Source organism: Nonomuraea sp. NPDC059023 (assembly GCF_042740095.1).
In the GTDB taxonomy this organism is placed as follows: domain Bacteria; phylum Actinomycetota; class Actinomycetes; order Streptosporangiales; family Streptosporangiaceae; genus Nonomuraea.
In genome coordinates this window covers 327,380-348,810 of the sequence record NZ_JBHYIO010000007.1, presented here as the reverse complement: position 1 = coordinate 348,810, position 21,431 = coordinate 327,380, and the positions used below count along the sequence as shown (strand labels likewise).

Below are 21,431 nucleotides of genomic sequence, written 5' to 3'. Positions count from 1 at the left end.
CAGAGTGGTGTGATCCATCGACGACACGCGTCATCGTGAACGCTCCCTACGCCGGCATTACCCGGTCAGGTTCATGCGGTCGGCGACGGCACTCGGTCGCCCTCTCAGCCTGGTTGCCCCAAGCTCCCGCGTTGGATTGATCTTTGGAGCTGGGAATGCACAGCTCGCGGCCCTCATGATGCCCCATATGGGCGCTTTCGGCCAGCCCGGGGTTCGAGATCTATCCTGCGGCGAGAGTCCGTCGACGTACGCCGGAGTACAGCTACATCCCTGGCGATAGCCGTACTTTCTGGCTGAACGACAACCCTTTCTGAACAGGCCTTTTGTAGTACGCGCGACGTGCTTCAGCCGCCGGGAACAGGCACAGAGCGATCACCGTGCCTTGGGAGGCCGTCAGACCTCGGCCATCGTCACGCGGTTGCTCACACAGACTGAAACACTTGGCAGTTATCCCACCTGCGTCATCGTCCTCGCGAACCCTCGTGTGCGCTTGATCGTCAAGCCCCATGAGACGCGCGGTACGCGTGTGTGTGTTGCACGCATGATCGAGCGCGAAGAGAAGGGGATCATTTGTCCGAGGACAACGATCTTCCACCGTCCGCCCGTGTCCGCGTCCTACCGCTCAGGCCGTCCCGCCGAGACAACGGCGACCTCTGCGGCGCCCTCGCAGCCGTTGCCGTGGCTGCGCTCCTGGCGCGCTGTCCCTGCCCCTGGAATCACCCGTCCCCGGGCCATCAGAGGCTGATGTACATCCCTCAGCCATGCTGCCCGACGCGTCGACGCCACAGCCAACCGTGACCGTGACACGCGTGATCATCCCACCGCCACGGCAGGAGCGCACCGCCGACCGCCACCGTCACGATCCCCGAGCGGAGCGGCCGGCCCCGATCAGCCGCGAGGCGAGTACGAGGGCGGAGTCTCGGCAGCAAACGGAGCGGGCGGGGTTCTGCGGTCAATTCCAGACTGCCGCGCATTGCTGAGCCCGAAGTGACCCAAGGTGTTCAGCCTCAGAGTGAGCCTTGCCCAGTCGCCATTACGCAGTGAAGAGTTCGAGAGCGATGAGAGAGCGCTCTGAGCCGTGGGGACACAAGAGGCCGGCCTGTCCCCGGTCTGTCCCCGACTTCAACGATGTGTCTCCGCAGGTCAATGTCATGTCGGGGACAGTGGGGACATGTGTGACGCGGACCTTGTACCTACGGGCGTCTAGGTCGTGGCGGTGAAGCCCACACCGGGACCGGTCGCGGTAAGTCGCGCGCCTAAGAGACACCGGATCTTGCTCAGCTCAGCAAAGTTCGCCACTGCAGCTGCCCAACGTAAGGTGCGGACGCCAAGAGCACCATCTACACCACGTGAGCTATGTGACGATACGTTTCGGTTCACGTTGTCCATACCCATATGGGTCGATTTTCGATGCTCCGCACCTCTCCCCAAGAATCGTGTGCTGATCTACCCTTCATCCAGAGATGGGGGTGTCGATGGAGAGCGTGCTGGATACAGGCGAAGCGAAGAAGCCTCGTCAGCAGCACATCCAGGCAGTGGACCAGCTGACCTTTACACCTCTGATGGAGCAGCTTCAGCAGGGGTATGTAGCGAGTGTGGCAGCTACTGCTGGTTGCACATTCGAGACGATCAGCAAGGACGCTTGGGGCGTCGACGCACAGATTATTCGCACGCCCAGGACACCCCACGAGCAAGAGAGTATGGTTTTTGCACAACTGAAGTCCACTACACAAGTGATCCCGGATCCCAAGAAAGACTTCTTTAGCTATCAATTTACCAAGCGCCAGTATTTTGATCATTTGGTCAAAGTACGCAGCTATCCAAAAGCCATCTTGATAGTTATGACTACGTCACCGAAACAGCTAGAGTGGACCTCGGCTGATCACACCGGACTGCACACCAAACGCTGCTGCTATTGGGTACACCTGGAAGGCGTCAAGGCAAAACCTGCAGTCGCAAAACCGACGATCCGCGTCCCGACCAAGAACGTCTTTGACGCGTTCGCTCTAATCGACATCATGGACAAGCTTGAGAGGGGTGAGTCCCTGAATGCGTAAAATGACATCAGACCTCCCTATTCCAAGCAATGTCAATCCAGACAAGCTTACTGCGCTTTTGCTTGATGCGGGCTGGCATAATGTGGGAGGCAGACGCGGAGTGTATGCTCGTGTCGCTCCACCAGATGCTGGAGAGCCAGGAGTTGGGCCAAGCGTCGTAGTTCCACTGGACATGAATGCCCCTGACTTCACGGATACTATGCGTTCAGCCCTTCTGCAGTTATCAGAAGATCGCGATCTATGGGCCCGATCGGTATACCCACGCCTCGCCGTAGACGCGACAGATGAATTTCGATTTCGAAAGGAATCTAGCGCGCCGAGTGGCCTAATTCCTTGGCGTAGCGGCGAGAAGCTATATGAGGCAGCGCGCCGAACCCTGCTCGCTGGCGCAAAGTCCTTCATGGGCCCAGAGCGGCACTTTGTTAATAGACACGGCGGGTTTGCGAGCCGCTATCTGGACCTAGTTTTTATGGGGCAAACTGCCCCCGGCAGCTACATCGTCACAGCCTATGCTCCGTCAAACGCCTCTGTAGCCTTACGAGGCGGAGCAGGCCATGCTCATGGACAAATCGATCCACTTCCTTCCATGGCCGAAAATACCACAGCACCCGTAAGGGCGGTAAATGAGGCCGTCGTTCGTGCTATCGAGGCAACCGTAGAAGCAGTCCAGCACTACAAGTCACGCGACGGCTCCCTGGCCGGGTTCTTTGAAGGGATAACCCATGGCATTTCCTATGAAATGACAAATGCGATCTTGGGAATGGCATCAGACGCTAGCGAAGCGGACATCACAATCGAATGGGATCCGACTACGCCAGCCGTTGGATTCGAGACCCAATTCACATTCAACCCTTCTGACATCACCCCTCTGGCAAAAGCCGCTGCGAAGCTCGCGGAAGATGAATCGGCCAGACCGGTAACAATGATGGGTCGAGTACATCTACTCGCAAAAAAGCAAGCAGGCAGCCCAGGAGTCTTTGGAATCGACTCACTGCAACCAGAAGGGCCACGGAAGGTCCGAGTGCGTCTCGCTGATGAAGAGGACTATCACGAAGCTGTTAGGGCCCACGAAGAGGATCTTGCACTTATGGTCAGCGGTAGATTGGAGAAGGAAGGAAATCTCAGCTGGCTGTATGACGCCACTGTGATTCGCACACTAGGCCACATAGGCGACTACATGCCCAAACGAGGTAGGGCGCGGACTTTGTCAGGCCAAACGGATCTCCTTGCCGAGGAGTAACTCGGCAAGAGATTGATCATAATCCCGTGGTGCCTATCAGTCGTTGATCTGGAATGCTGAAGCACTTGGGGATCGTCTCGCCAGCGCCTGAAATCCTGCGAGGCTTTCCGGTGGCTGCCCATTCGTCACCTCACATAGCCGCGGGAAAGGACTGCGCGCTTGGCTGCCGCCCCTCTAGTGGGCAGTATTTCGGCAGGTCATCTATGGATCAGGGACGCGAGAGACTACATGGACGCAACTGGTGGCCTGCCCGACAGCTAGAGGCACGCGCGGGCAACCTGTTCACGCTTCGCCTGCTGGCCACTTGTCGCGCGATGAGACGTAGGTTCCGCGCTGCGGCAGTGTGAAGACCCAACCTTCGTCCCGCTGGTACTGCACGGCCTGGCGGGCGGTGTCGGGCGCAACCCCGAGTTCCTGAACCATCTGCGACTCGGATGGAATCTGCCATTCGCCCGGCAGGTGGCAAGACACCGGGCGGTCCTGAGGCCTGGGAGAATGGGTACATGACGGTTCCCGAGATCGAGGCCAAGGACGTGCCCACGGGCGCGTACCTGCTGGACGTGCGTGAGCAGGGCGAGTGGGTGGCGGGGCACGCGCCCGACGCCGTGCACATCCCCATGGGCGAGCTGCAGTCCCGTCTCGACGAGGTGCCCGCCGGGCAGCCCGTGTACGTGGTGTGCCGGGTGGGCGGTCGTTCGGCGCACGCGGCGGCCTGGCTCAACCACGTCGGCCGCGAGGCGGTCAACGTGGGCGGCGGCATGCAGTCGTGGGAGGCGGCCATGCGGCCGATGGTGAGCGAGAGCGGGCAGGAGCCGTTCGTGGCCTGACCCCCGAATGCCAGGTCCGACCGCCGCCAGCATCGGGAGGGCGGCCGGGAGAGCATCGGAGCATGGGATACGAGATCAGCGCCATCGACCCGGTGATCGTGCGCGAGCTGCTCCGGGCGGACGACGCGGGCCGGGCGCCCCGCTTCAGCATCGACGAGGAGGGCGGCGCGCCGCTGCGGTGCTGCCTGCGCAGGGCGGCGGCGGGCGAGCGGATCGCCCTGGTGTCGTACGCGCCGCTGCGCCGCTGGGCCGCCGAAACCGGCGCCGACCCCGGGCCCTATGACGAGCTGGGGCCCATTTTCGTCCACGCCGAGCCGTGCGAGGGACCCGGCACGACCGCCTGGCCCGCCGCCCACACCGCCCAGCGGGTCCTGCGTGCCTACACCGCCGACGGGCGCATCCACGGCGGCCGTCTCCTGCCCGAGGGCGCCGACCCCGAGGTGGCGCTCAAGGAGGTGTTCTCCGATCCCGATGTGGCGTTGGTGCACGTTCGGGCGGTCGAGTACGGCTGCTTCCAGTTCGCCGCCCACCGGGCTACTTGAGCAGGCGCGACAGACGGCGGTCGGCGAGCGGCTTGCCGCCCGTCTGGCAGGTCGGGCAGTACTGCAACGAGGAGTCGGCGAACGAGACCTCCCTGATGGTGTCGCCGCACACGTCGCAGGGCTGCCCGGCCCGGTTGTGCACGCGCAGGCCCGACTTCTTCTCCGCCTTCAGGTCCTTGGCCGCCACCCCGTGCGCCCGCTCCACCGCCTCGCGCAGCGTGGCGACGATCGCCTCGTGCAGATCGGCCACCTGCGCGTCGGTCAGCGAGGCCGCGATCTTGAACGGGGACATCTTGGCCGCGTGCAGCACCTCGTCGGAGTAGGCGTTGCCGATGCCCGCGATCACCTTCTGGTCGCGCAGAAGACCTTTGATCTGGGTACGGTTGCCACCCACGATCCCCTTCAGCACGTCCACGGTGAAGGTGTCGGCCAGCGGATCGGGGCCGAGCGAAGCGATACCCGGCACTTCATCCGGATTTTTCGTGACATAGACGGCCAGGCGCTTCTGCGTGCCCGCCTCCGTCAGCTCGAACCCGGGGGCCAGGCCCTCGTCGTCGGGCGCCAGCCGTACCCGGACCGCCAGCGGGCCCTTGCCCGGACGGACCGGCTTCGCGCCCGAGAGGTCGTCCTTCCAGCGCAGCCACCCGGCGCGCGCCAGATGGATGATCAGGTGCAGACCGTCACAGTCGAGGTCGAGGAACTTGCCGTGCCGCGCCACGCCGGTCACGGTGAGCCCGCCGAGCGCGCTGACAGGCGGATCGAAAGTCTTGAGCGCCTGGAAGGCGACCACGTCGACGGCCAGGATCGTCCGGCCCACAGCCCGCTCACGCAGGAAATCGGTGAGCGACGCCACTTCTGGAAGTTCGGGCATGCATCCAGATTATGGTCCACAGGCTGTGGAAAACACGGCGCTAGGGTCAAGGTATGAACGTGACGATCGCCGAAGAAGTCCTCCTTCTCGCCCACAGCGAAGAAGAGGGCAAGCAGCTCATCCCCGGCACCCAGCTGGACACCGCGCTGGGCGGCGCCATCCTCGCCGAGCTGGCGATCAACGACCGGCTGGAACTCTCGGACAAGAAGGTGTCCGTCAAGAACGCCGCCCCGCTCGGCGACCCCGAACTCGACGCCGTCCTCGCCCGCATGGCCGAGGACGGCAAGGCCCGCCGCCCGGTGTGGTGGGTGCAGAAGCTGTACTCCGGCAAACTCCGCAAGCGTCTTCTGGAACGGCTGGCCGCCGCCGAAGTCCTGAGCGAGGAGCGGGCCAAGGTGCTCGGCCTGTTCCCCACGTCCCGCTGGCCCGAGGTGGACGGACGGGTCGAGGCCGAGATCCGCGCCCGGGTCGCCGCCGTGCTGGGCGGCGCCGAACCCGACGCGCGCACCGCCGTCCTGATCGCGGTCCTGCACGCCGCCAACGTGGACCGCAAGGCCTTCCCGGGGGCCGACAGGAAGCGGGTCAAGGAGATCGCCGAGGGACAGTGGGCGGGCGACGCGGTGGCCAAGACCATCGCCGCCATCAACTCGGTCATCTTGATCACGGCCACCACGGCCGCGATAACCGCCACCACAACAACCTGACCCAACCCACCCGCCCAGACCTCATGCGCCAGGAGACCCACCGGGATCCGGAAGCCCCAATCAGGGCAGGGTGTCCTGCCGAGCCGCGTGCCCACGGGGCGGTCGTTGCGGCGGGCCGCCCGCGCGCCCTGCCTGCCGTGTCCCTGGACGGAGGGCCAGGGGCTACGGCGGGTGGGGTGGGGGCGGCGGAGCCGTAACGGATAAGCGCGCCCTTAAGAGAGAAGTACGGTCAGTTGGCGTCGAGGATGTCCTTGGGGACGGGCTTGTCGGCCTTGAGGGCGTTGAAGAGGGCCAGCGCCTTCTGGGTGTCCCACTTGACGGCCGTGCCGCCGCCGGCGATCTCGTTGCCGCCGAACGGCACCACCGTGGTCACCGGGCTGTCGCCCATCGCCAGCCCCAGCGACAGCATGTCGAACGCCCCCGTCGAGCCGTCCACCACGACCGCGTCCGTCGCGCTGGCCGCCAGCGGGATCGAGGTGAACGGGTTGATCAGCACTCCGGGGCTCGCGGCCTTCTTCACCACCGCGCCCAGGAACTGCCGCTGTCTCTTGGTCCGCTCGAAGTCCGGCAGCGCGCCGCCCTTGCGGGTGCGGACGTAGCCGAGCGCCTCGCCGCCGGTCAGCTCCTGCTTACCCTTCTTGAGGTTGAGCCCGGCCTTGGGGTCGTTGATGTCGGCCCGCACGTTGATCTCGACACCGCCGATGGCGTCCACGATGTCCACGAACCCGGCGAAGCCGATCTCCATGTAGTTGTCGATGCGCAGGCCGGTGACGTTCTCGAGGGTTCTGACGAGCAGCTTCGGCCCGCCGATGGTGTAGGCGGCGTTGAGCTTGTTGCGGCCCTTGCCGGGGATGGTGACCGCCGAGTCGCGCGGCAGGCTCACCAGCGTCGCCTTGTCGCTGCCCTCGGGGACGTGCAGCAGCATCATGGAGTCGGTGCGCTGCCCGGCGGCGCGGCCGGTGGCGAGCTTCTTGCGCTGGGCGGCGGACAGGCCCTTGCGGCTGTCGGAGCCGACCAGCAGCCAGTTGGTGCCGGGGGTGTCGGCGGGACGGCCCTCGTAGTCGTCGAGTACGCCCGGAATGCCGGTGAGCCGGGAATTGACCCAGAAGAACATGCCGATGGCCGCCACCAGCAGCAACACCAGCAGGCCCGCCACGCTCAGCGCGATGATCTTGCCGATGGGGCGGCGCCGCCCGGTGCGGGGCGGCTTGGCCGGTGGACGGTTGAACGGTCCGCCACCGCCCTGATGGACGGCCGTGGGCGGCACCTCGCCCCCGCCGCCGCCGCGTCCCTTCAGCGGCTTCACCGGGCTGTTGCCGGGGCGCTCGCGGCCGTAGACTCGCCCGGCAGAGCGCGGCGGCTCGGCCGGCGATGGCGGGAACTGCTGCGCCGGAGCTCCGGCCGACCGCATGCCGTCATCAGGCCGGCTCGGCAACGGGCGACCCTCGCCCGGCGAGCGCAGCGGGCGCGTGCGATCTTCCTCTGCCACGTCTTCCCTCTCCCATCGGTTGCCATAACGCTACGTCGAGCCCCCCACCAGTGGATGCGTCCCGCCAAGGATTTCCCACGGAAAAGTACGCGGAACACACTCTGGGTCACTCCGGAAACATCTGATGCCACCAGCGTCGTTACGGTTTATGGACGACCTCTATCGAAGGGAAGATTGTGTCCGCTTCGGACCCATGGAGTAGCTGCCCGTGCACGAGCACGGGTTCCGCTGAAGGCGGCTCACTGCGGTGAGCGCCTATCTGGGCCTGCTGGCCCTCCTCCTCCTCACCGTCGCGACCGGTTACTTCGTCGCGCAGGAGTTCGCTTTCGTCGCCGCTGACCGGGGAATCCTGCGCGAGCAGGCCGCGGCCGGCGACAAGTCCGCCGAGAAGGCTCTCCAGGTGACCTCCCGGCTCTCCTTCATGCTGTCGGGCGCCCAGCTGGGCATCACCGTCACCGCGCTGCTCGTCGGCTTCCTCGCGGAGCCGGCCATCGCGACGCTGGTGCGGCCCTGGCTGACCGACCAGGGCCTGCCGCCCGCCGTGATCACCGGCCTTTCCGTCACCGCGGGCGTGTTCGTCGCCACGGTCGTGCAGATGGTCCTCGGCGAGCTGGCCCCCAAGAACCTCGGCATCGCCAGGCCCGAGGCGGTCGCCAAGTTCCTCGCCCGTTCCACGCTGGTCTACCTGGCCGTGGTCGGCCCCCTCGTGCGGCTGTTCGACTCCGCCGCGACGGGCCTGCTGCGCAAGGTGGGCGTCGAGCCGGTCGAGGAGGTGGAGCACGGCGCGACCCCCGAGGAGCTCTCGCGGATCATCGCCGAGTCCACCCAGGCGGGCGAGCTGCCCCCGCGCCTGTCGGAGCTGCTGGAGCGCGCGCTGGAGTTCGGCGACCGCAACGCCGAGGAGATCATGGTGCCGCGCCCGCGCGTCGTCGTGCTCCGGTCCGACCGGCCGCTGTCCGACCTCGTCGACGCGATCAGGGAGCACGGCCACTCCCGCTACCCCGTTCTGGGCGCCGACGGTGACGTCGCCGGCGTCACCGGGGTACGCGAGCTGCTGGCCTCCGGCCGGGAGGACGGCGTGATCGCCGAGATCACCCGCCCCGCGCTCCTGGTGCCGGACTCCCTTCCCCTGCCGCTGGTGCTGGAGCGTATGCGCCAGGCCAAGGACGACATCGCCTGCGTCATCGACGAGTACGGCGGGCTGGCCGGCGTCGTCGCGGTCGAGGACCTGGCGGAGGAGCTGGTCGGCGAGCTCGTCGACGAGAACGACCCCGAGCCAGAAGGCGCCACCGAGCACCCCGACGGCACCTGGGAGGTGCCCGCGTCCTTCCGCCTCGACGAGGTCGAGCGCGCGACGGGCATCGCCCTGCCGGAGAGCGACGACTACGACACGCTGGCCGGGCTCGTGCTGGCCCGGCTCGGCCGCATGGCCGAGCCCGGCGACGCGGTGACGGTCGAGTGCACGCCGGAGACCGACCCGTTCTCCGAAGACCCCGATGAACACCTCGCCGAACTCACGGTTCTGTCGCTCAGCCGCAGAGTCCCCGAGTGGGTACGGCTGGCGCCGGTACAGCACCACGCGAGGGCCGCCCGATGACCATGATCATCATAAGCCTCGCGCTGCTGGCCTTCAACGCCTTGTTCGTCGCGGCCGAGTTCGCCTTCGTCTCCGCCAGGCGCCACCGCCTGGAAGAGGTGGCGACCGGCGGCAACCGCATGGTCAGGTTCGCCGCCAAGTCCGCCGTGGGCGGCAGCAGGCAGCTGTCGCTCATGCTGGCCGGCGCCCAGCTCGGCATCACGCTGTGCACGCTGGGCCTCGGCCAGGTGACGGAACCGGCCATCGAGCACTTCCTGGAGCCGGTCTTCGCCGCGATCGGCGTACCGGAGTCGCTGCGGATGCCGATCGCGCTGACGATCGCGCTGGCCCTGGTCACGTTCCTGCACATGGTCATCGGCGAGATGGCGCCGAAGTCCTGGGCGCTGACGCACCCGGAGCGGGCGGCGTTGCTGCTGACGGTGCCGTTCAGGGCGTTCACCTCGCTGATGAAGCCGCTGCTGTGGTCGCTGAACGGGGTGAGCAATCTCATCCTGCGCCTGTTCGGCGTCGAGGCCCGCGACGAGTTGGCCACGACCAGGACGCCGCGCCAGCTCGCCATGCTGGTGGGCGAGTCGGCCAGGATGGGCCTGCTGGACCGCGAGGAGCACGACCTGCTGACCCGTGCCCTGCGCCTGCAGGCCGAGGGCATCGAACGCCTGATGGTCCCCATCGCCGAGGCCGTCTGCGTACCGCCGGAGGCGACGGCGGGTCAGATCAAGGAGGTCGCGGCCAGAACCGGACACCTGAGGCTCCTGGTGGGCTCGGACGTCAACGTCCAGGGCGTCCTGCACGCCCGGGACGCGCTGCTCCACAAGGAGGCGACCGCGGGCGTCCTGGCGAGGCCACTGCCCCGGCTGGCCTGCGTCACGCAGGTTCCCGAGGCGGTCACGGCCCTCCAGGAGGCACGGGCCCACCTGGGCCTCGTGACCAGCGCGGACGGCAGCGTCATCGGCCTGGTGAGCCTGACCGACCTTCTGGGCGAACTCCTCGACATGCGGGCGATCGCCGCCTGATAGGTCAAATCTTGTCCGCTCATGGCGAAACCCGCGAAAGCGGTTAGAAAGCGAGTTGCAAGCGCCCGCGTCTAGGTTCTCCGGACGCGGGCGCTCGCTGCGCGCATGGCAAAAAAGAAGAGCCCCGGCTCTTGCGAACCAGGGCTCGTTTCGTCACTGTGGGTCTGCCACCAGCAAGGCCAAAGCATCAGAGCCCGGGAACAACACCCCGGGAAACAGGAAGGACCTGGCAATCACGATGACCGGGGGCGAAAGCACAAACCGGGAATCAAGATGACCGCCGCCCACCTAACGCGGGCGAAAGCCCGGCCAATCAAGGCCACCCGGGCGAAAGCTCGGGCAATCAAGGAAACCCGGGCGAAAGCCTGGCTGGGGGTCCGGGGGTTATCCCCCGGGTGGAATGCGAAGAGGCCTGCGGGAGAAGCCCCGAAGGGGCTACGACCACAAGCCTCCGCCGAATCGCGTGGGCGAGGAGGGATTTGAACCCTCACGTCCTTTCGGACACACGGACCTGAACCGTGCGCGTCTGCCGTTCCGCCACCCGCCCTTGTTGGGTGCGGAGAAACAGTAGCACGGAACTGCCGCTGGTACTGAACCCGGATACGATCGCATAAGACACGGGAGCGGATGAGCTGGGCGCGACTGCCGACGAGCGCCTGGCTCACGGTCGCGTGGAACGTGCGGAAGCCCAGGAGCAGCAGCTTCTTGGCGGCCGCGATCATATGCACGGAGGAAGGGAGGTACCCGGTGGGAGTCCTTCAGCGCTTCGAGCGACGGCTCGAAGGCTTGGTTGAGGGGGCCTTTGCGCGGGCGTTCAAGTCTGACCTTCAGCCGGTCGAGGTCGCCAGCGCGGTCCAGCGTGAGATGGACGAGCGCGCGGCGATCGTCGCCCAGGGTCGGACACTCGTGCCCAACGACTTCGTGGTTGAGCTGTCCACCACGGACAGCGAACGGCTTGAGGTCTACGCCGACAGCATCAGCCACGAGCTGGCCAACCTCGCCAGGGAGTACGCCAAAGAGCAGGGCTACTCCTTTGTGGGACCGGTCCGGGTGCGTTTCGAGACGGCCAACGACCTCGCGGTCGGACTGTTCCGCATCAGGTCGGGCGTCATCCGTGGCGCCACGGTCGAACAGGACGAGATCCGCCAGCCGGCCAGCGACCTGCCGCCCTCGCGGCCGAACGCCTTCAACGGCAGGCCCCGCCTGCTCGTCTCCACGCAGGACGACCCCCAGGGCGACCGTTCCTACGAGCTCACCACGCCGGTGACCTTGCTGGGCAGGGGCACCGACTGCGATCTCCGTCTCGTCGATCCCGGCGTCTCCCGTCACCACGCGGAGCTACGCGTCGAGGGCCAGCAGGTGGCCCTCGTCGACCTGGGATCCACGAACGGCACTTTCGTCAATGGCCAGCCGGTACGCAGGATCGAGCTCCAGAACGGCACGCGAGTGACGTTGGGACGCACGACCCTGGTGTTCCGGCGCGATTAGGGGTAGACAAACGGTCCATGTCCGAGCTCACGCTGCTGCTGATCCGGCTCGCCTTCCTGGCGGTGCTGTGGTTTTTCGTCATTGCCGCAGTCGGCGTGATCCGGACTGACTTGTTCGGGTCACGCACTGCTCCCGCGGGGCCACGCAAGGGCACCAAACCCGCCAAACCCGTGGCAAAGCCAAAGCCCAAGAAGGGCGAGCCACGCCAACTGGTTGTGACGGGTGGCCCCCTGCAAGGCACCACCATTAACCTCACGGAGACGCCCATCACCATCGGCCGGGCCAACGACGCCACGCTGGTAGTCAGCGACGACTACGCTTCCAGCCGGCATGCCCGGCTCTTCCCTCAGGACGGTCAGTGGATCGTGGAAGATCTCGGTTCGACCAACGGCACGTATCTCGACCGCTCAAAAGTCACCCGTCCGACCCCGGTGCCGCTCGGTGTTCCGATCCGCGTCGGCAAGACAGTCATTGAATTGCGCAAATGACCATCGCACTCCGCTACGCCGCCCGCTCGGACGTCGGCCTCCTCCGCGAAGGAAACGAGGACTCGGCGTACGCTAGCGGCCGCCTGCTCGCCGTCGCGGACGGTATGGGCGGGCACGCACACGGCGAGGTGGCGAGCTCTGTCGCCATCGCCGCAATGGCCTCACTCGAAGAGGCCCAGCAGGGGGGTGACCTGCTCAACGCCATCGAGGCGGCGGTACGCGACGCCAACCGCAAGCTGCACGAGATGGTGGGCAGGGATCCGAGCCTCAAGGGGATGGGCACCACCCTGACCGCCATGCTCTGGAACGGCACCCAGGTCGCCCTGGTGCACGTCGGCGACTCGCGCGCCTACCTGCTCAGGCGCGGGGAGCTCTACCAGATCACCCACGATCACACGCTGGTGCAGCAACTGGTCGACGACGGCCGGATCACCCCCGAGGAGGCGGCGACGCATCCTCAGCGGTCGATCCTGCTCAGGGCGCTCGACGGCAGCGGCGAGGTCGATCCCGACCTCACGCTCCGCGAGGCGCAGATCGGCGACCGCTACCTGCTCTGCTCCGACGGGTTGTCCGGTGTGGTGAGCGCGGAGACGCTGCACGCCACGCTGACGAACATCGACGACCCGGAAGAGGTCGTGCGCCAGCTGATCGACCTGGCCAACCGGGGCGGCGGTCCCGACAACATCACGTGCGTGCTCGCCGATGTGATCGAGCTGACCGACGGGCAACAGGTGCCCGCGGAGGCCGCGGTCGTCGGCGCTGCGGGCATGAATCGCTCCCACCCCTCGGGCAATCCGGCGGGGCGAGTAAGCGCGGTGACCGCGCCCCAGCCGGCCATCACCGACGATGACTTCGACGAGCCGGGCGTCCAGACGTCCCGCCGTTCGCCGAAGCGTCGCCGGGTGTGGCCTGTGCTGGTCACCGTGCTCGCCGTCGGCGCGGTCGTCGTAGGCGTCGGCGGCTACGTCGGCTGGCAATGGACCCAGGACCAGTTCTTCGTCGGAGCTAGGGGCGACGAAGTGGTCATATATCGCGGCATCCAGCAACAAGTCGGGCCGCTTGAGCTCTTCAAAGTAGTCAAGGGGACCGGCCTGCAGATATCCACCCTTTCAGACCCCGACAAAGCCGACATCCAGCAGGGCATCCCTGTCGAAAGCATTGATGACGGCATCAAGAGGATCAGCGGCTTGAAGCCCTCCACGAACAAGTCAACTCCGCCGGCTTCCACCTCGCCCACCCCGACAGCGACGAAGAAGTCGCAGTAGGGTCCGAACAGGTGAGTAACGAAGTGGCAGCAGCCCCCGTCCCCATGCCCGCGAAACGGCGTGTGGCGCAGCTTCTCATGCTCGCGCTCGCGGTGGTCGTCGTGATGGGCGCGTACGCCAACGTCGGCCTGGCCATGGACGAGAAGATCCCGTCCGGCATGCTCACGTACGGCCTCAGCCTGGGCGGACTCATGCTGGCCGCCTACCTGGTGCTGGCGAAGTTCGCGCCCTGGGCCGACCCCCTGATCCTGCCGCTGGTGACGCTGGTCAACGGCCTCGGCCTGGTGATGATCTACCGGTTGTCCGAGTCCGACTCCCCGCTGCCGTCGGCCACGCTGGCCTCGCCCAACACGCAGCTTCTCTGGACGCTGATCGGCATCGTGCTGTTCAGCGCCACCCTGATCTTCCTGCGCGACCAGCGCGCGCTGCAGCGGCTGACCTACACCGCCGGCGCCGCCGGGCTCTTCCTGCTGGTCTCGCCGCTGATCCCGGGCCTGGGCCAGGAGCTCAACGGCGCCCGCATCTGGATCGGCATCCCGGGGGTCGGCCAGATCCAGCCCGCCGAGTTCGCCAAGCTGGCGCTGGTCGTCTTCTTCGCCGGCTACCTGGTCGCCAAGCGGGACGTGCTCGCGCTGGCCGGGCGACGGCTGCTCTTCATCGACCTGCCCCGCGCCCGCGACCTCGGCCCCGTTCTCATCACCTGGGGCGTCAGCCTGGGCGTCCTGGTCATGCAGAAGGACCTCGGGTCGTCGCTGCTGCTGTTCGGCACGTTCATCGCGATGCTCTACATCGCCACCCAGCGCATCTCGTGGGTCATCATCGGCATCCTGCTGTTCGTGGGCGGCGCCGTACTGGCCGGGCTGGTCTTCGACCACGTGCAGCAGCGGTTCGAGGTCTTCCTCAACCCGGGCGACCCCGAGCTCTTCACCAAGATCGGCGGCAGCGAGCAGCTCATGCAGGGCCTGTTCGCGATGGGCTCGGGCGGCATCCTCGGCACCGGGCTCGGGCAGGGGCACCCCGAGCTGATCCCGCTGGCCTTCTCCGACTTCATCTTCGCCGCGACCGGCGAGGAGATCGGGCTGACCGGCCTGATGGCGCTGCTGATGGTCTACGCGCTGATCGTGGAGCGCGGCCTGCGTACCTCTATCGCGGCCCGCGACCCGTTCACCAAGCTGCTGGCGGGCGGCCTGTCCTTCCTGCTGGCCTGGCAGGTCTTCATCATCGTCGGCGGCGTGACGAACCTGATCCCGCTGACCGGCCTGGTCACCCCGTTCATGTCCCAGGGTGGTTCCGCCCTACTGGCTAACTGGATACTTATCGCCCTTTTGGTACGCATGTCGGACGCGGCGAGAAGGCCTCCGCCCCAGGCGATCCAGGACGAAGGACTGACGCAGGTGTTCCAGCGATGAACAGCACACTCAAGCGCGCCGCCGTGGCCTGCCTGGCCATGTTCGCGCTGCTCATGATCAACGTCAACTATCTGCAGGCGGTCAAGGCCGACGGCTACCGCGAGGACTCCAGGAACAACCGCAACTACTTCGAGCGGTACGCCGTCCAGCGCGGACGCATCACCGCCAGCGGCAAGACGATCCTCGCGCAGTCGACGGAGACCAAGGGCCCGTTCAAGTTCCTCAGGGAGTACCCGGAGGGCGAGCTCTACGCGCACGTCACCGGCTTCTTCTCCCCGGAGAGCGAGTCGGCCGTCGAGCGCGCCGAGAACAGCCTGCTCGACGGCTCCAGCTCCGACCTGCTCCTGCGGCGCAGCATCGACCTGTTCACCGGCGAGCCCACCAAGGGCGCCAACGTCGACCTGACGATCAACCCCAAGGCGCAGAAGGCGGCCTACGACGCGCTGCGCCAGAGCGGCAAGCGCGGGGCCGCGGTCGCGATCGAGCCCAAGACCGGCAAGATCCTCGCCCTGGTCTCGCTGCCGACCTACGACCCGGCCAAGATCTCGGTGCCGGAGAAGCCGCAGGCGTTCTCGGCGTACAACAAGCTGGAGAAGAACCCCGACAAGCCGCTGATCAACCGCGCGATCGGGGACTTCTACGCGCCGGGCTCGACGTTCAAGGTCGTCACCACCGCCGCGTGGCTGGAGGACGACTCCAGCCGCGACGGCCAGACGGTCGTGGACGCGCCCACCCGCCTGTCGCTGCCGAACACCACCACCACGCTGCCCAACTACGGCGGCGCGGCCTGCGGCGGCGGCCAGGTGCCGATGGTGTACGCGCTGGAGCGCTCGTGCAACACCCCGTTCGGCAAGATCGGCCTGGATCTCGGCTACGCGAAGATCGCCGAGCAGGCCAGGAAGTTCGGCGTGGGCGAGCCGCTGAGCATTCCCATGGGCGTCGAGGCCAGCACGATCGGCAAGGAGGAGACGGACGACCCCGCCGCCATCGCCATGACCTCGATCGGCCAGCGCAGCGCGGTGATGACGCCCCTGCAGATGGCCATGGTCGCCGCCGGCATCGCCAACAACGGCACGGTCATGAAGCCGTACCTCGTCAACAAGATCACTGACGCCAAGGGCGACGCGGTCGACGAGGGCGAGCCCGAGGAGTTCTCCGAGGCGATGAGCCCCGAGAACGCCACCAAGCTCAAGAACATGATGGTCAGCGTGGTCGCCAACGGCACCGCCAAGACCGCCCAGATCCCCGGCGTCGAGGTGGGCGGCAAGACCGGCACCGCCGAGACCCGCGAGGGCAAGGCGCCGCACGCCTGGTTCATCTCCTTCGCCCCGGCCCAGGACCCGCAGGTGGCCGTGGCCGTCTTCGTCGAGTCCGGCGCCGCCAGAGTCGGCGAGGAAGCCACCGGCGGTGGCGTCGCCGCCCCGATCGGCAAGGCGATCACCGAGGCGGTGCTCAACAAGTGACCCCGGGCACGCAGCTGGCCAACCGCTACCTCCTCGTCTCCCGCATCGCCGCGGGCGGCATGGGTGAGGTGTGGCGTGCGCGCGACCAGCTGCTCGCCCGTGAGGTCGCGGTCAAGGTGCTGCGCAGCCACGTCTCCGGCGACCCCACCTTCCGCAGCCGCTTCCGCAACGAGGCGCGCATCACCGCCGGGCTCGCCGACCCCGGCATCGCGCAGGTCTTCGACTACGGCGAGGAGGCCGACCTGGCCTTCCTCGTGATGGAGCTGGTCCAGGGCGAGCCCCTGTCGGCCATCCTCGGGCGCAACGGCTCGCTCGGGCCCGACGTGGCGCTCGACGTCATCCACCAGACCGCCAAGGCGCTGCACACCGCCCACAGCTCCGGCGTGATCCACCGCGACATCAAGCCCGGCAACCTGATGGTCACCCCCGACGGCAAGATCAAGGTGACCGACTTCGGCATCGCCAGGGCCCTGGAGGCCGCGCCGGTCACGCAGACGGGCACCGTGCTCGGCACCGCCCAGTACGTCAGCCCGGAACAGGCCCAGGGCACCACCCTCACCCCGTCGACAGACCTCTATTCCCTCGGCGTCGTGGCCTACGAGTGCCTGGCCGGGCGGCCGCCGTTCCAGGCCGACACCCAGGTCGCCATCGCGCTGATGCACCTCAACGAGACGCCGCCGCCGCTCGGCGTGGACGTGCCGCGGCCGGTGCGCGAGCTGATCATGGCGCTGCTGTCGAAGGACCCCGAGCGCCGGCCCGCCTCGGCGATGGAGCTGGCCGATCGGGCGTACGTGCTGCGCGACTCGCTGGCCGCGCTCCAGCAGCGGACCGATCTGAGCATGTTCACCGACCCGGCCGGGTTCCGGGTGCGGGAGCCGTACACCGGTGAAGCGAGCGGGCCGCGATCGGGCGAGGTCGAGGGCGTGGCTCAGGGGTACGGCGAGCCGTACCCGCAGCCGGAGGGGTCGGATCGCACCACCGACGACCTCGGCGGCGGCGCGCCCCTCACCACGCGGCAGGCCCCGGCGGCCCGCAAGGGCCGGCGCACCGTTGTGCTCTTCGCCACCGCGGCGTCCGTGGCGGCGGTGGGTTTCGGTGCTTTCATGGTGGCAAGAGGGCAGGAGGCGCCACCGCCTGACGTGGCCGAACCCACCCAGGCGTCGCTCAACCGGCCCGCCGAGATAAAGCCGCGCAAGACGAAGACGCCGACCCCGCGTCCGTCGGTGGTTCCGGTGAAGTCGACGCGGCCGGTAACCTCGCGGTCAGCTACCGTAAGCTCGTCGGCAACTCCAAGTCAGAAGCCGACTCCGAAACCGACCCCGACGACGACCCGGACCCGGACCCCGACTCCGACACCCACCCCAACGCCCACGATGTCGCCGACACCGACACCGACGGCCTCACCTGACCCGGGTGATACAAACCCGCCGAAGGAGGAGACGTGATGCGTCTCGGGGTCGATGATGGACACCGGCGGCCACTCGTTACAGCACGGTGCAGGCCGGTACCCAAGATGAACGGTAAGGGACAGTGCAGGAAATGACTCAGCCTCGGCTACTCGGTGGTCGCTACGAACTCGACGGTGTCGTCGGGCGCGGCGGCATGGCCGAGGTGTATCGCGCCCGAGACATCCGGCTGGACCGCATCGTCGCCATCAAGACGCTCCGGGCGGACCTCGCCAGGGACCATACGTTCCAGGCCAGGTTCCGGCGCGAGGCGCAGTCGGCGGCATCCCTGAACCACCCCGCCGTCGTCGCGGTCTACGACACCGGCGAAGACGGCACCGAGGGCACCCCCGTGCCCTACATCGTGATGGAGTACGTCGACGGCCGGACGCTGCGCGACCTGCTGCGCCAGGACCGGCGGCTGATGCCGGAGCGCGCGGTCGAGCTGGTCGACGGCATCCTGCGCGCGCTCGACTACAGCCACCGCGGCGGCATCGTCCACCGTGACATCAAGCCGGCCAACGTGATGATCACTCGGGCCGGCGACGTCAAGGTGATGGACTTCGGCATCGCCCGCGCGATGGCCGACTCGGCCGCCACGATGACGCAGACCGCGCAGGTGATAGGGACCGCCCAGTACCTGTCGCCGGAGCAGGCCCGCGGCGAGCGCGTCGACGCCCGCAGCGACATCTACTCCACCGGGTGCGTGCTCTACGAGCTGCTGACCGGGCAGCCGCCGTTCACCGGCGACTCCCCCGTCGCGATCGCCTACCAGCACGTGCGCGAGGAGCCCATCCCGCCGTCGCAGATCGACCCCGAGATTCCCGCGTGGGCCGACGCGATCGTGCTCAAGGCGATGGCCAAGGACCCCGCCCAGCGCTACCAGAGCGCCCAGGACATGCGCGCCGACATACAGCGCGCGATGTCCGGGATGCCGGTCGACGCCCAGACGATGGCGATGACCAACTACGGCGCGGGCACCCGCACCATGGCCGCCACGCAGCAGCAGGGTGGCCCGGCCACCGGCCGTACCGGCGCCGTCCCGCCCTACGAGTACGGCGAGACCGAGCACGGCGGCCGGGGTGGTCGCCGGCGCGCGGGCGGCGGCGGCAACAAGGCGGTCAAGACCGCCCTGTGGATCGTGATCCCGCTGCTGATCATCGGCGCGTTCATCGGTGTCGCGTACGCCTTCCTCGGCGGAGGCGGCGGCGGCACGCCCACCACCGCGGCGCCGGTGAAGGTGCCGCTGCTCACCGGCATGACCCAGAAGGAAGCCGAGACGCAGCTCACCACACTGGGGCTCACGCCCAAGGTGGAGGAGGAGTTCAGCAGCGACGTCAAGAAGGGCGTCGTGATCTCCAGCAACCCGGCGGTCGGGGCCGAGGTGCCCAAGGGCGGCGAGGTCACGCTCACCGTGTCCAAGGGCGTGCAGAAGGTGAAGGTGCCGGAGGGGCTCGTCGGGCTCGACAAGGACGCCGCCCGGACGATGCTGACCGACCTCGGGTTGAAGCCCGTGTTCAAGACCGGGGTGTCCGGCAAGTCGCAGGGCAAGGTGTACAAGACCGACCCCGTGGCGGGCACCGAGGTCAACGAGGGCACCACGGTCATGCTCTTCGTTCCGGCGGAGCTGTCGGAGGTGCCGAGCGTGCTCGACCTCACCGAGGCCGACGCCGCCGCGGCGCTGCGCGCGGCCGGGTTCCGGGTCAAGGTGGTCCCGCAGTCCAGCGCGGACAAGCCCGAGGGCGTCGTCATCCAGCAGAACCCGGGTGAGGGGACCAAGGTGGCGCCCAAGACCACGGTCACGATCGTGGTCTCCACCGGGCCGGACGTGCAGCCGACCGACACGCCCACCACCGACCCGACGTTCCCCACGGAAGAGCCGACCGGGGAGCCGACGGAGGATGATCCTCCGGGCGACGACTTCTAGGCCAGACGACGGGCCCTCCGGTTTCCGGGGGCCCGTCGGCGTTCCCGGAAGTTGTGGCACAAAAAGGCGCCCCCGCCGCTCGGGGGCAACGGCGGGGACGCTTAATGAGTAGTCGTGTGCGGCCCCGAGCGCGTTACAGCGTTGAGTTCAGCCAGTTCGCCAGGAGTCGGTGCCCATGGTGGGACAGAATCGACTCTGGGTGGAACTGGATGCCTTCCACGGGCGCCGTGCGGTGGCGCAGGCCCATGATGACGCCGTCGGGCGTCCGGGAGACGACGTCCAGGATGTCGGGGACCGTGGCCGGGTCCACGGCCAGCGAGTGGTAGCGGGTCATCTCGACCGGGCTGGGCAGGCCCTCGTAGACGGTCTTGCCGTCGTGCTCCACCTGGCTGGTGCGTCCGTGCATGAGCTCGGGGGCGGTCGAGACGGTCGCGCCGTAGGCGACGGCGATGGCCTGGTGGCCGAGGCACACCCCTAGCAGCGGCAGGCCGCGGTTCGCCGCGTGGTGGACCAGCGGGACGCTGATGCCGGACGCCTCGGGGGTGCCGGGCCCCGGGCTGATCAGCACCGCGTCGAAGGCGTCGGCGTCGGCCGGAAGCACCTCGTCGCGCGGGCGCACGTCGCAGGCGGCGCCCAGTTCGCGCAGGTACTGGACGATCGTGTGGACGAAGCTGTCGTGGTTGTCGACGACCAGCACCCTCGTCACGTGGAGCTCACTTTCTGACGGTGACCTCGTCGAGCGTCACCGCGGGTTCGAGCAGAGGAAAAACCACATACCAGAGTACGGCTGCCGCGATCGCGGCCAGGACCGCGGCCGTCAGGAGCCGTTTGCCCAGCGGGGTGGGGAGCTTGCGCCAGAGCCAGCCGTACATGTCAGACCTTTCGTTCCTCGGTCTCCTTGAGCACGCCGTAGACGATCAGCCGTTGGGCGGCCGAGTACTCGGGATGACAGGTAGAGAGCGTGATATATGAGCGGATGGGGCTGATGTCGGGCTTGCCGGGAACGGGGGCGATGATCTCGATCTCGTTGGGTTCGACGATGTCCTGGGAGGTGACCCGGTAGGTGTAGCGGGCCTCGCGGGCCTCCACGACGATCTCGTCGTCGCGCTGGAGTTCGTCGATCCGGTTGAACGGGGCCGAATACGTGGTCCGGTGACCGGAGACGACGAAGTTGCCGACCTGGCCGGGCAGGGCCGTACCCGGGTAGTGGCCCGGACCCTTCTTCAGGTGGTCGGTTTCCACACCCTCCACCACCGCGTAGCGGTAGTCGCGGCCGAGTTTGGGGATGCGCAGCAGCGCCATCGCCTTCCCCAGCGAGATCTTGGGGATCTTGCCGTCGGCGGCCGGCTGCGCCGGAGTGGCGCTCTCCTCCGCGAGTTGCTGCTGCAGCAGGAGTTGCTGGCGCTGGGTGTAAGCGCTGGTGCCCCAGAGAAGGTAAGCGCAGAAGAGCAGCATGATCACGCCCGCCGTGATGCTCAGCTCGCCCACGCTCCGCAGGATGGCCCTCACCCGGCCAGGGTATTCGTGACTGATCCGGTTCCCTGGGGATCGCCATGTCATGCGCGTGGCGACTATCCTGGGCCACGCTTCAACTACGCTAACCACA

19 protein-coding genes, 1 tRNA gene and 1 riboswitch are annotated in these 21,431 nt (G+C 67.4%); of the genes, 14 read left to right on the top strand and 6 right to left on the bottom strand.

The window, feature by feature from the left end; genetic code table 11:
* Positions 1 to 24: 24 nt before the first annotated feature.
* A riboswitch (TPP riboswitch) is annotated at positions 25 to 140 on the bottom strand.
* A 1,335-nt stretch (positions 141 to 1,475) separates the two neighbouring features.
* The 4 genes from ACFWYW_RS15690 to ACFWYW_RS15675 all read left to right on the top strand — a co-directional run bounded on the left by ACFWYW_RS15690 (position 1,476) and on the right by ACFWYW_RS15675 (position 4,666).
* Positions 1,476 to 2,057 (top strand): DUF4365 domain-containing protein, encoded by a 582-nt coding sequence (locus tag ACFWYW_RS15690; protein WP_379615665.1) that lies wholly within the window; start codon positions 1,476 to 1,478, stop codon positions 2,055 to 2,057.
* A 586-nt stretch (positions 2,058 to 2,643) separates the two neighbouring features.
* Positions 2,644 to 3,297, top strand: a complete 654-nt coding sequence (locus ACFWYW_RS15685; protein WP_379615667.1) for a hypothetical protein — start codon at positions 2,644 to 2,646, stop codon at positions 3,295 to 3,297.
* A gap of 503 nt (positions 3,298 to 3,800) precedes the next feature.
* A complete protein-coding gene (locus ACFWYW_RS15680; protein ID WP_379615669.1) occupies positions 3,801 to 4,124 on the top strand; it encodes a rhodanese-like domain-containing protein in 324 nt (107 codons plus the stop codon).
* A 62-nt stretch (positions 4,125 to 4,186) separates the two neighbouring features.
* Positions 4,187 to 4,666, top strand: coding sequence for a DUF1203 domain-containing protein (locus tag ACFWYW_RS15675; RefSeq protein ID WP_379615671.1), 480 nt, complete (start codon positions 4,187 to 4,189; stop codon positions 4,664 to 4,666).
* Here the strand turns inward: ACFWYW_RS15675 and ACFWYW_RS15670 are convergent.
* Positions 4,659 to 5,537 carry an Fpg/Nei family DNA glycosylase gene (locus tag ACFWYW_RS15670; protein ID WP_379615673.1) on the bottom strand — a complete coding sequence of 293 codons (879 nt, stop codon included), beginning with the start codon at positions 5,535 to 5,537 and terminating at the stop codon, positions 4,659 to 4,661. The genes ACFWYW_RS15675 and ACFWYW_RS15670 overlap by 8 nt on opposite strands.
* Before the next feature lie 53 nt (positions 5,538 to 5,590).
* Between ACFWYW_RS15670 and ACFWYW_RS15665 the strand changes: the two genes are divergently transcribed.
* Positions 5,591 to 6,241, top strand: a complete 651-nt coding sequence (locus ACFWYW_RS15665) for a GPP34 family phosphoprotein (RefSeq protein WP_379615675.1) — start codon at positions 5,591 to 5,593, stop codon at positions 6,239 to 6,241.
* 229 nt (positions 6,242 to 6,470) lie between these two features.
* Here ACFWYW_RS15665 and ACFWYW_RS15660 read toward each other — a convergent pair whose 3' ends face one another.
* Positions 6,471 to 7,730: an LCP family protein gene (locus tag ACFWYW_RS15660; RefSeq protein WP_379615677.1), complete on the bottom strand. Its 1,260-nt coding sequence runs from the start codon at positions 7,728 to 7,730 to the stop codon at positions 6,471 to 6,473.
* A 247-nt stretch (positions 7,731 to 7,977) separates the two neighbouring features.
* Between ACFWYW_RS15660 and ACFWYW_RS15655 the strand changes: the two genes are divergently transcribed.
* Together ACFWYW_RS15655 and ACFWYW_RS15650 are read left to right on the top strand one after the other, a co-directional pair.
* A complete protein-coding gene (locus tag ACFWYW_RS15655; protein WP_379615679.1) occupies positions 7,978 to 9,327 on the top strand; it encodes a hemolysin family protein in 1,350 nt (449 codons plus the stop codon).
* The gene (locus tag ACFWYW_RS15650) at positions 9,324 to 10,340 is read left to right on the top strand and encodes a hemolysin family protein (RefSeq protein ID WP_379615681.1); all 1,017 of its coding nucleotides are present in this window, start codon (positions 9,324 to 9,326) and stop codon (positions 10,338 to 10,340) included. The genes ACFWYW_RS15655 and ACFWYW_RS15650 overlap by 4 nt, the downstream gene beginning before the upstream one ends.
* 464 nt (positions 10,341 to 10,804) lie before the next feature.
* On the opposite strand, the gene ACFWYW_RS15645 is transcribed toward ACFWYW_RS15650, so the two are convergent.
* A tRNA-Leu gene (locus ACFWYW_RS15645) sits at positions 10,805 to 10,887 on the bottom strand.
* Positions 10,888 to 11,087: 200 nt separating this feature from the next.
* On the opposite strand from ACFWYW_RS15645, the gene ACFWYW_RS15640 reads away from it, so the two are divergent.
* From ACFWYW_RS15640 to pknB, 7 genes are all read left to right on the top strand, one after another.
* Positions 11,088 to 11,828 (top strand): DUF3662 and FHA domain-containing protein, encoded by a 741-nt coding sequence (locus ACFWYW_RS15640; protein ID WP_184959026.1) that lies wholly within the window; start codon positions 11,088 to 11,090, stop codon positions 11,826 to 11,828.
* 17 nt (positions 11,829 to 11,845) lie between these two features.
* Positions 11,846 to 12,316, top strand: coding sequence for an FHA domain-containing protein (locus ACFWYW_RS15635; protein ID WP_379615684.1), 471 nt, complete (start codon positions 11,846 to 11,848; stop codon positions 12,314 to 12,316).
* Complete coding sequence (locus ACFWYW_RS15630) at positions 12,313 to 13,581, top strand: Stp1/IreP family PP2C-type Ser/Thr phosphatase (protein ID WP_379615686.1); 1,269 nt, start codon at positions 12,313 to 12,315, stop codon at positions 13,579 to 13,581. The genes ACFWYW_RS15635 and ACFWYW_RS15630 overlap by 4 nt, the downstream gene beginning before the upstream one ends.
* Positions 13,582 to 13,625: 44 nt before the next feature.
* Positions 13,626 to 14,990 carry an FtsW/RodA/SpoVE family cell cycle protein gene (locus ACFWYW_RS15625; RefSeq protein WP_379615798.1) on the top strand — a complete coding sequence of 455 codons (1,365 nt, stop codon included), beginning with the start codon at positions 13,626 to 13,628 and terminating at the stop codon, positions 14,988 to 14,990.
* Positions 14,987 to 16,453 carry a peptidoglycan D,D-transpeptidase FtsI family protein gene (locus ACFWYW_RS15620; RefSeq protein WP_379615688.1) on the top strand — a complete coding sequence of 489 codons (1,467 nt, stop codon included), beginning with the start codon at positions 14,987 to 14,989 and terminating at the stop codon, positions 16,451 to 16,453. Before ACFWYW_RS15625 ends, ACFWYW_RS15620 begins: the two co-directional genes overlap by 4 nt.
* Positions 16,450 to 17,898: a serine/threonine-protein kinase gene (locus tag ACFWYW_RS15615; protein ID WP_379615690.1), complete on the top strand. Its 1,449-nt coding sequence runs from the start codon at positions 16,450 to 16,452 to the stop codon at positions 17,896 to 17,898. Before ACFWYW_RS15620 ends, ACFWYW_RS15615 begins: the two co-directional genes overlap by 4 nt.
* Before the next feature lie 94 nt (positions 17,899 to 17,992).
* Positions 17,993 to 19,825, top strand: a complete 1,833-nt coding sequence (gene pknB / locus ACFWYW_RS15610; RefSeq protein ID WP_379615692.1) for a Stk1 family PASTA domain-containing Ser/Thr kinase — start codon at positions 17,993 to 17,995, stop codon at positions 19,823 to 19,825.
* A gap of 133 nt (positions 19,826 to 19,958) precedes the next feature.
* Here the strand turns inward: pknB and ACFWYW_RS15605 are convergent, their stop codons facing one another.
* Genes ACFWYW_RS15605 through ACFWYW_RS15595 form a run of 3 tightly spaced genes read right to left on the bottom strand, consistent with a single transcriptional unit; the run spans position 19,959 to position 21,334 of the window.
* Entirely contained in the window at positions 19,959 to 20,531 is a 573-nt protein-coding gene (locus ACFWYW_RS15605) for an anthranilate synthase component II (protein WP_379615694.1), read from the bottom strand.
* Positions 20,532 to 20,538: 7 nt separating this feature from the next.
* Positions 20,539 to 20,697 carry a hypothetical protein gene (locus ACFWYW_RS15600; RefSeq protein ID WP_379615696.1) on the bottom strand — a complete coding sequence of 53 codons (159 nt, stop codon included), beginning with the start codon at positions 20,695 to 20,697 and terminating at the stop codon, positions 20,539 to 20,541.
* A 1-nt stretch (position 20,698) separates the two neighbouring features.
* Positions 20,699 to 21,334: a class E sortase gene (locus tag ACFWYW_RS15595; RefSeq protein WP_379615698.1), complete on the bottom strand. Its 636-nt coding sequence runs from the start codon at positions 21,332 to 21,334 to the stop codon at positions 20,699 to 20,701.
* Positions 21,335 to 21,431: the final 97 nt, after the last annotated feature.

What these genes read in the sequence shown, in the direction of transcription:
- ACFWYW_RS15625 (WP_379615798.1), top strand. Translation starts at nt 13,626, where the DNA reads ATGCCCGCGAAACGGCGTGTGGCGCAGCTTCTCATGCTCGCGCTCGCG.
- ACFWYW_RS15685 (WP_379615667.1), top strand. Translation starts at nt 2,644, where the DNA reads ATGGCCGAAAATACCACAGCACCCGTAAGGGCGGTAAATGAGGCCGTC.
- ACFWYW_RS15600 (WP_379615696.1), bottom strand. Translation starts at nt 20,697, where the DNA reads ATGTACGGCTGGCTCTGGCGCAAGCTCCCCACCCCGCTGGGCAAACGG.
- pknB (WP_379615692.1), top strand. Translation starts at nt 17,993, where the DNA reads ATGACTCAGCCTCGGCTACTCGGTGGTCGCTACGAACTCGACGGTGTC.
- ACFWYW_RS15650 (WP_379615681.1), top strand. Translation starts at nt 9,324, where the DNA reads ATGACCATGATCATCATAAGCCTCGCGCTGCTGGCCTTCAACGCCTTG.
- ACFWYW_RS15635 (WP_379615684.1), top strand. Translation starts at nt 11,846, where the DNA reads ATGTCCGAGCTCACGCTGCTGCTGATCCGGCTCGCCTTCCTGGCGGTG.
- ACFWYW_RS15620 (WP_379615688.1), top strand. Translation starts at nt 14,987, where the DNA reads ATGAACAGCACACTCAAGCGCGCCGCCGTGGCCTGCCTGGCCATGTTC.
- ACFWYW_RS15630 (WP_379615686.1), top strand. Translation starts at nt 12,313, where the DNA reads ATGACCATCGCACTCCGCTACGCCGCCCGCTCGGACGTCGGCCTCCTC.
- ACFWYW_RS15690 (WP_379615665.1), top strand. Translation starts at nt 1,476, where the DNA reads ATGGAGAGCGTGCTGGATACAGGCGAAGCGAAGAAGCCTCGTCAGCAG.
- ACFWYW_RS15665 (WP_379615675.1), top strand. Translation starts at nt 5,591, where the DNA reads ATGAACGTGACGATCGCCGAAGAAGTCCTCCTTCTCGCCCACAGCGAA.
- ACFWYW_RS15670 (WP_379615673.1), bottom strand. Translation starts at nt 5,537, where the DNA reads ATGCCCGAACTTCCAGAAGTGGCGTCGCTCACCGATTTCCTGCGTGAG.
- ACFWYW_RS15680 (WP_379615669.1), top strand. Translation starts at nt 3,801, where the DNA reads ATGACGGTTCCCGAGATCGAGGCCAAGGACGTGCCCACGGGCGCGTAC.
- ACFWYW_RS15675 (WP_379615671.1), top strand. Translation starts at nt 4,187, where the DNA reads ATGGGATACGAGATCAGCGCCATCGACCCGGTGATCGTGCGCGAGCTG.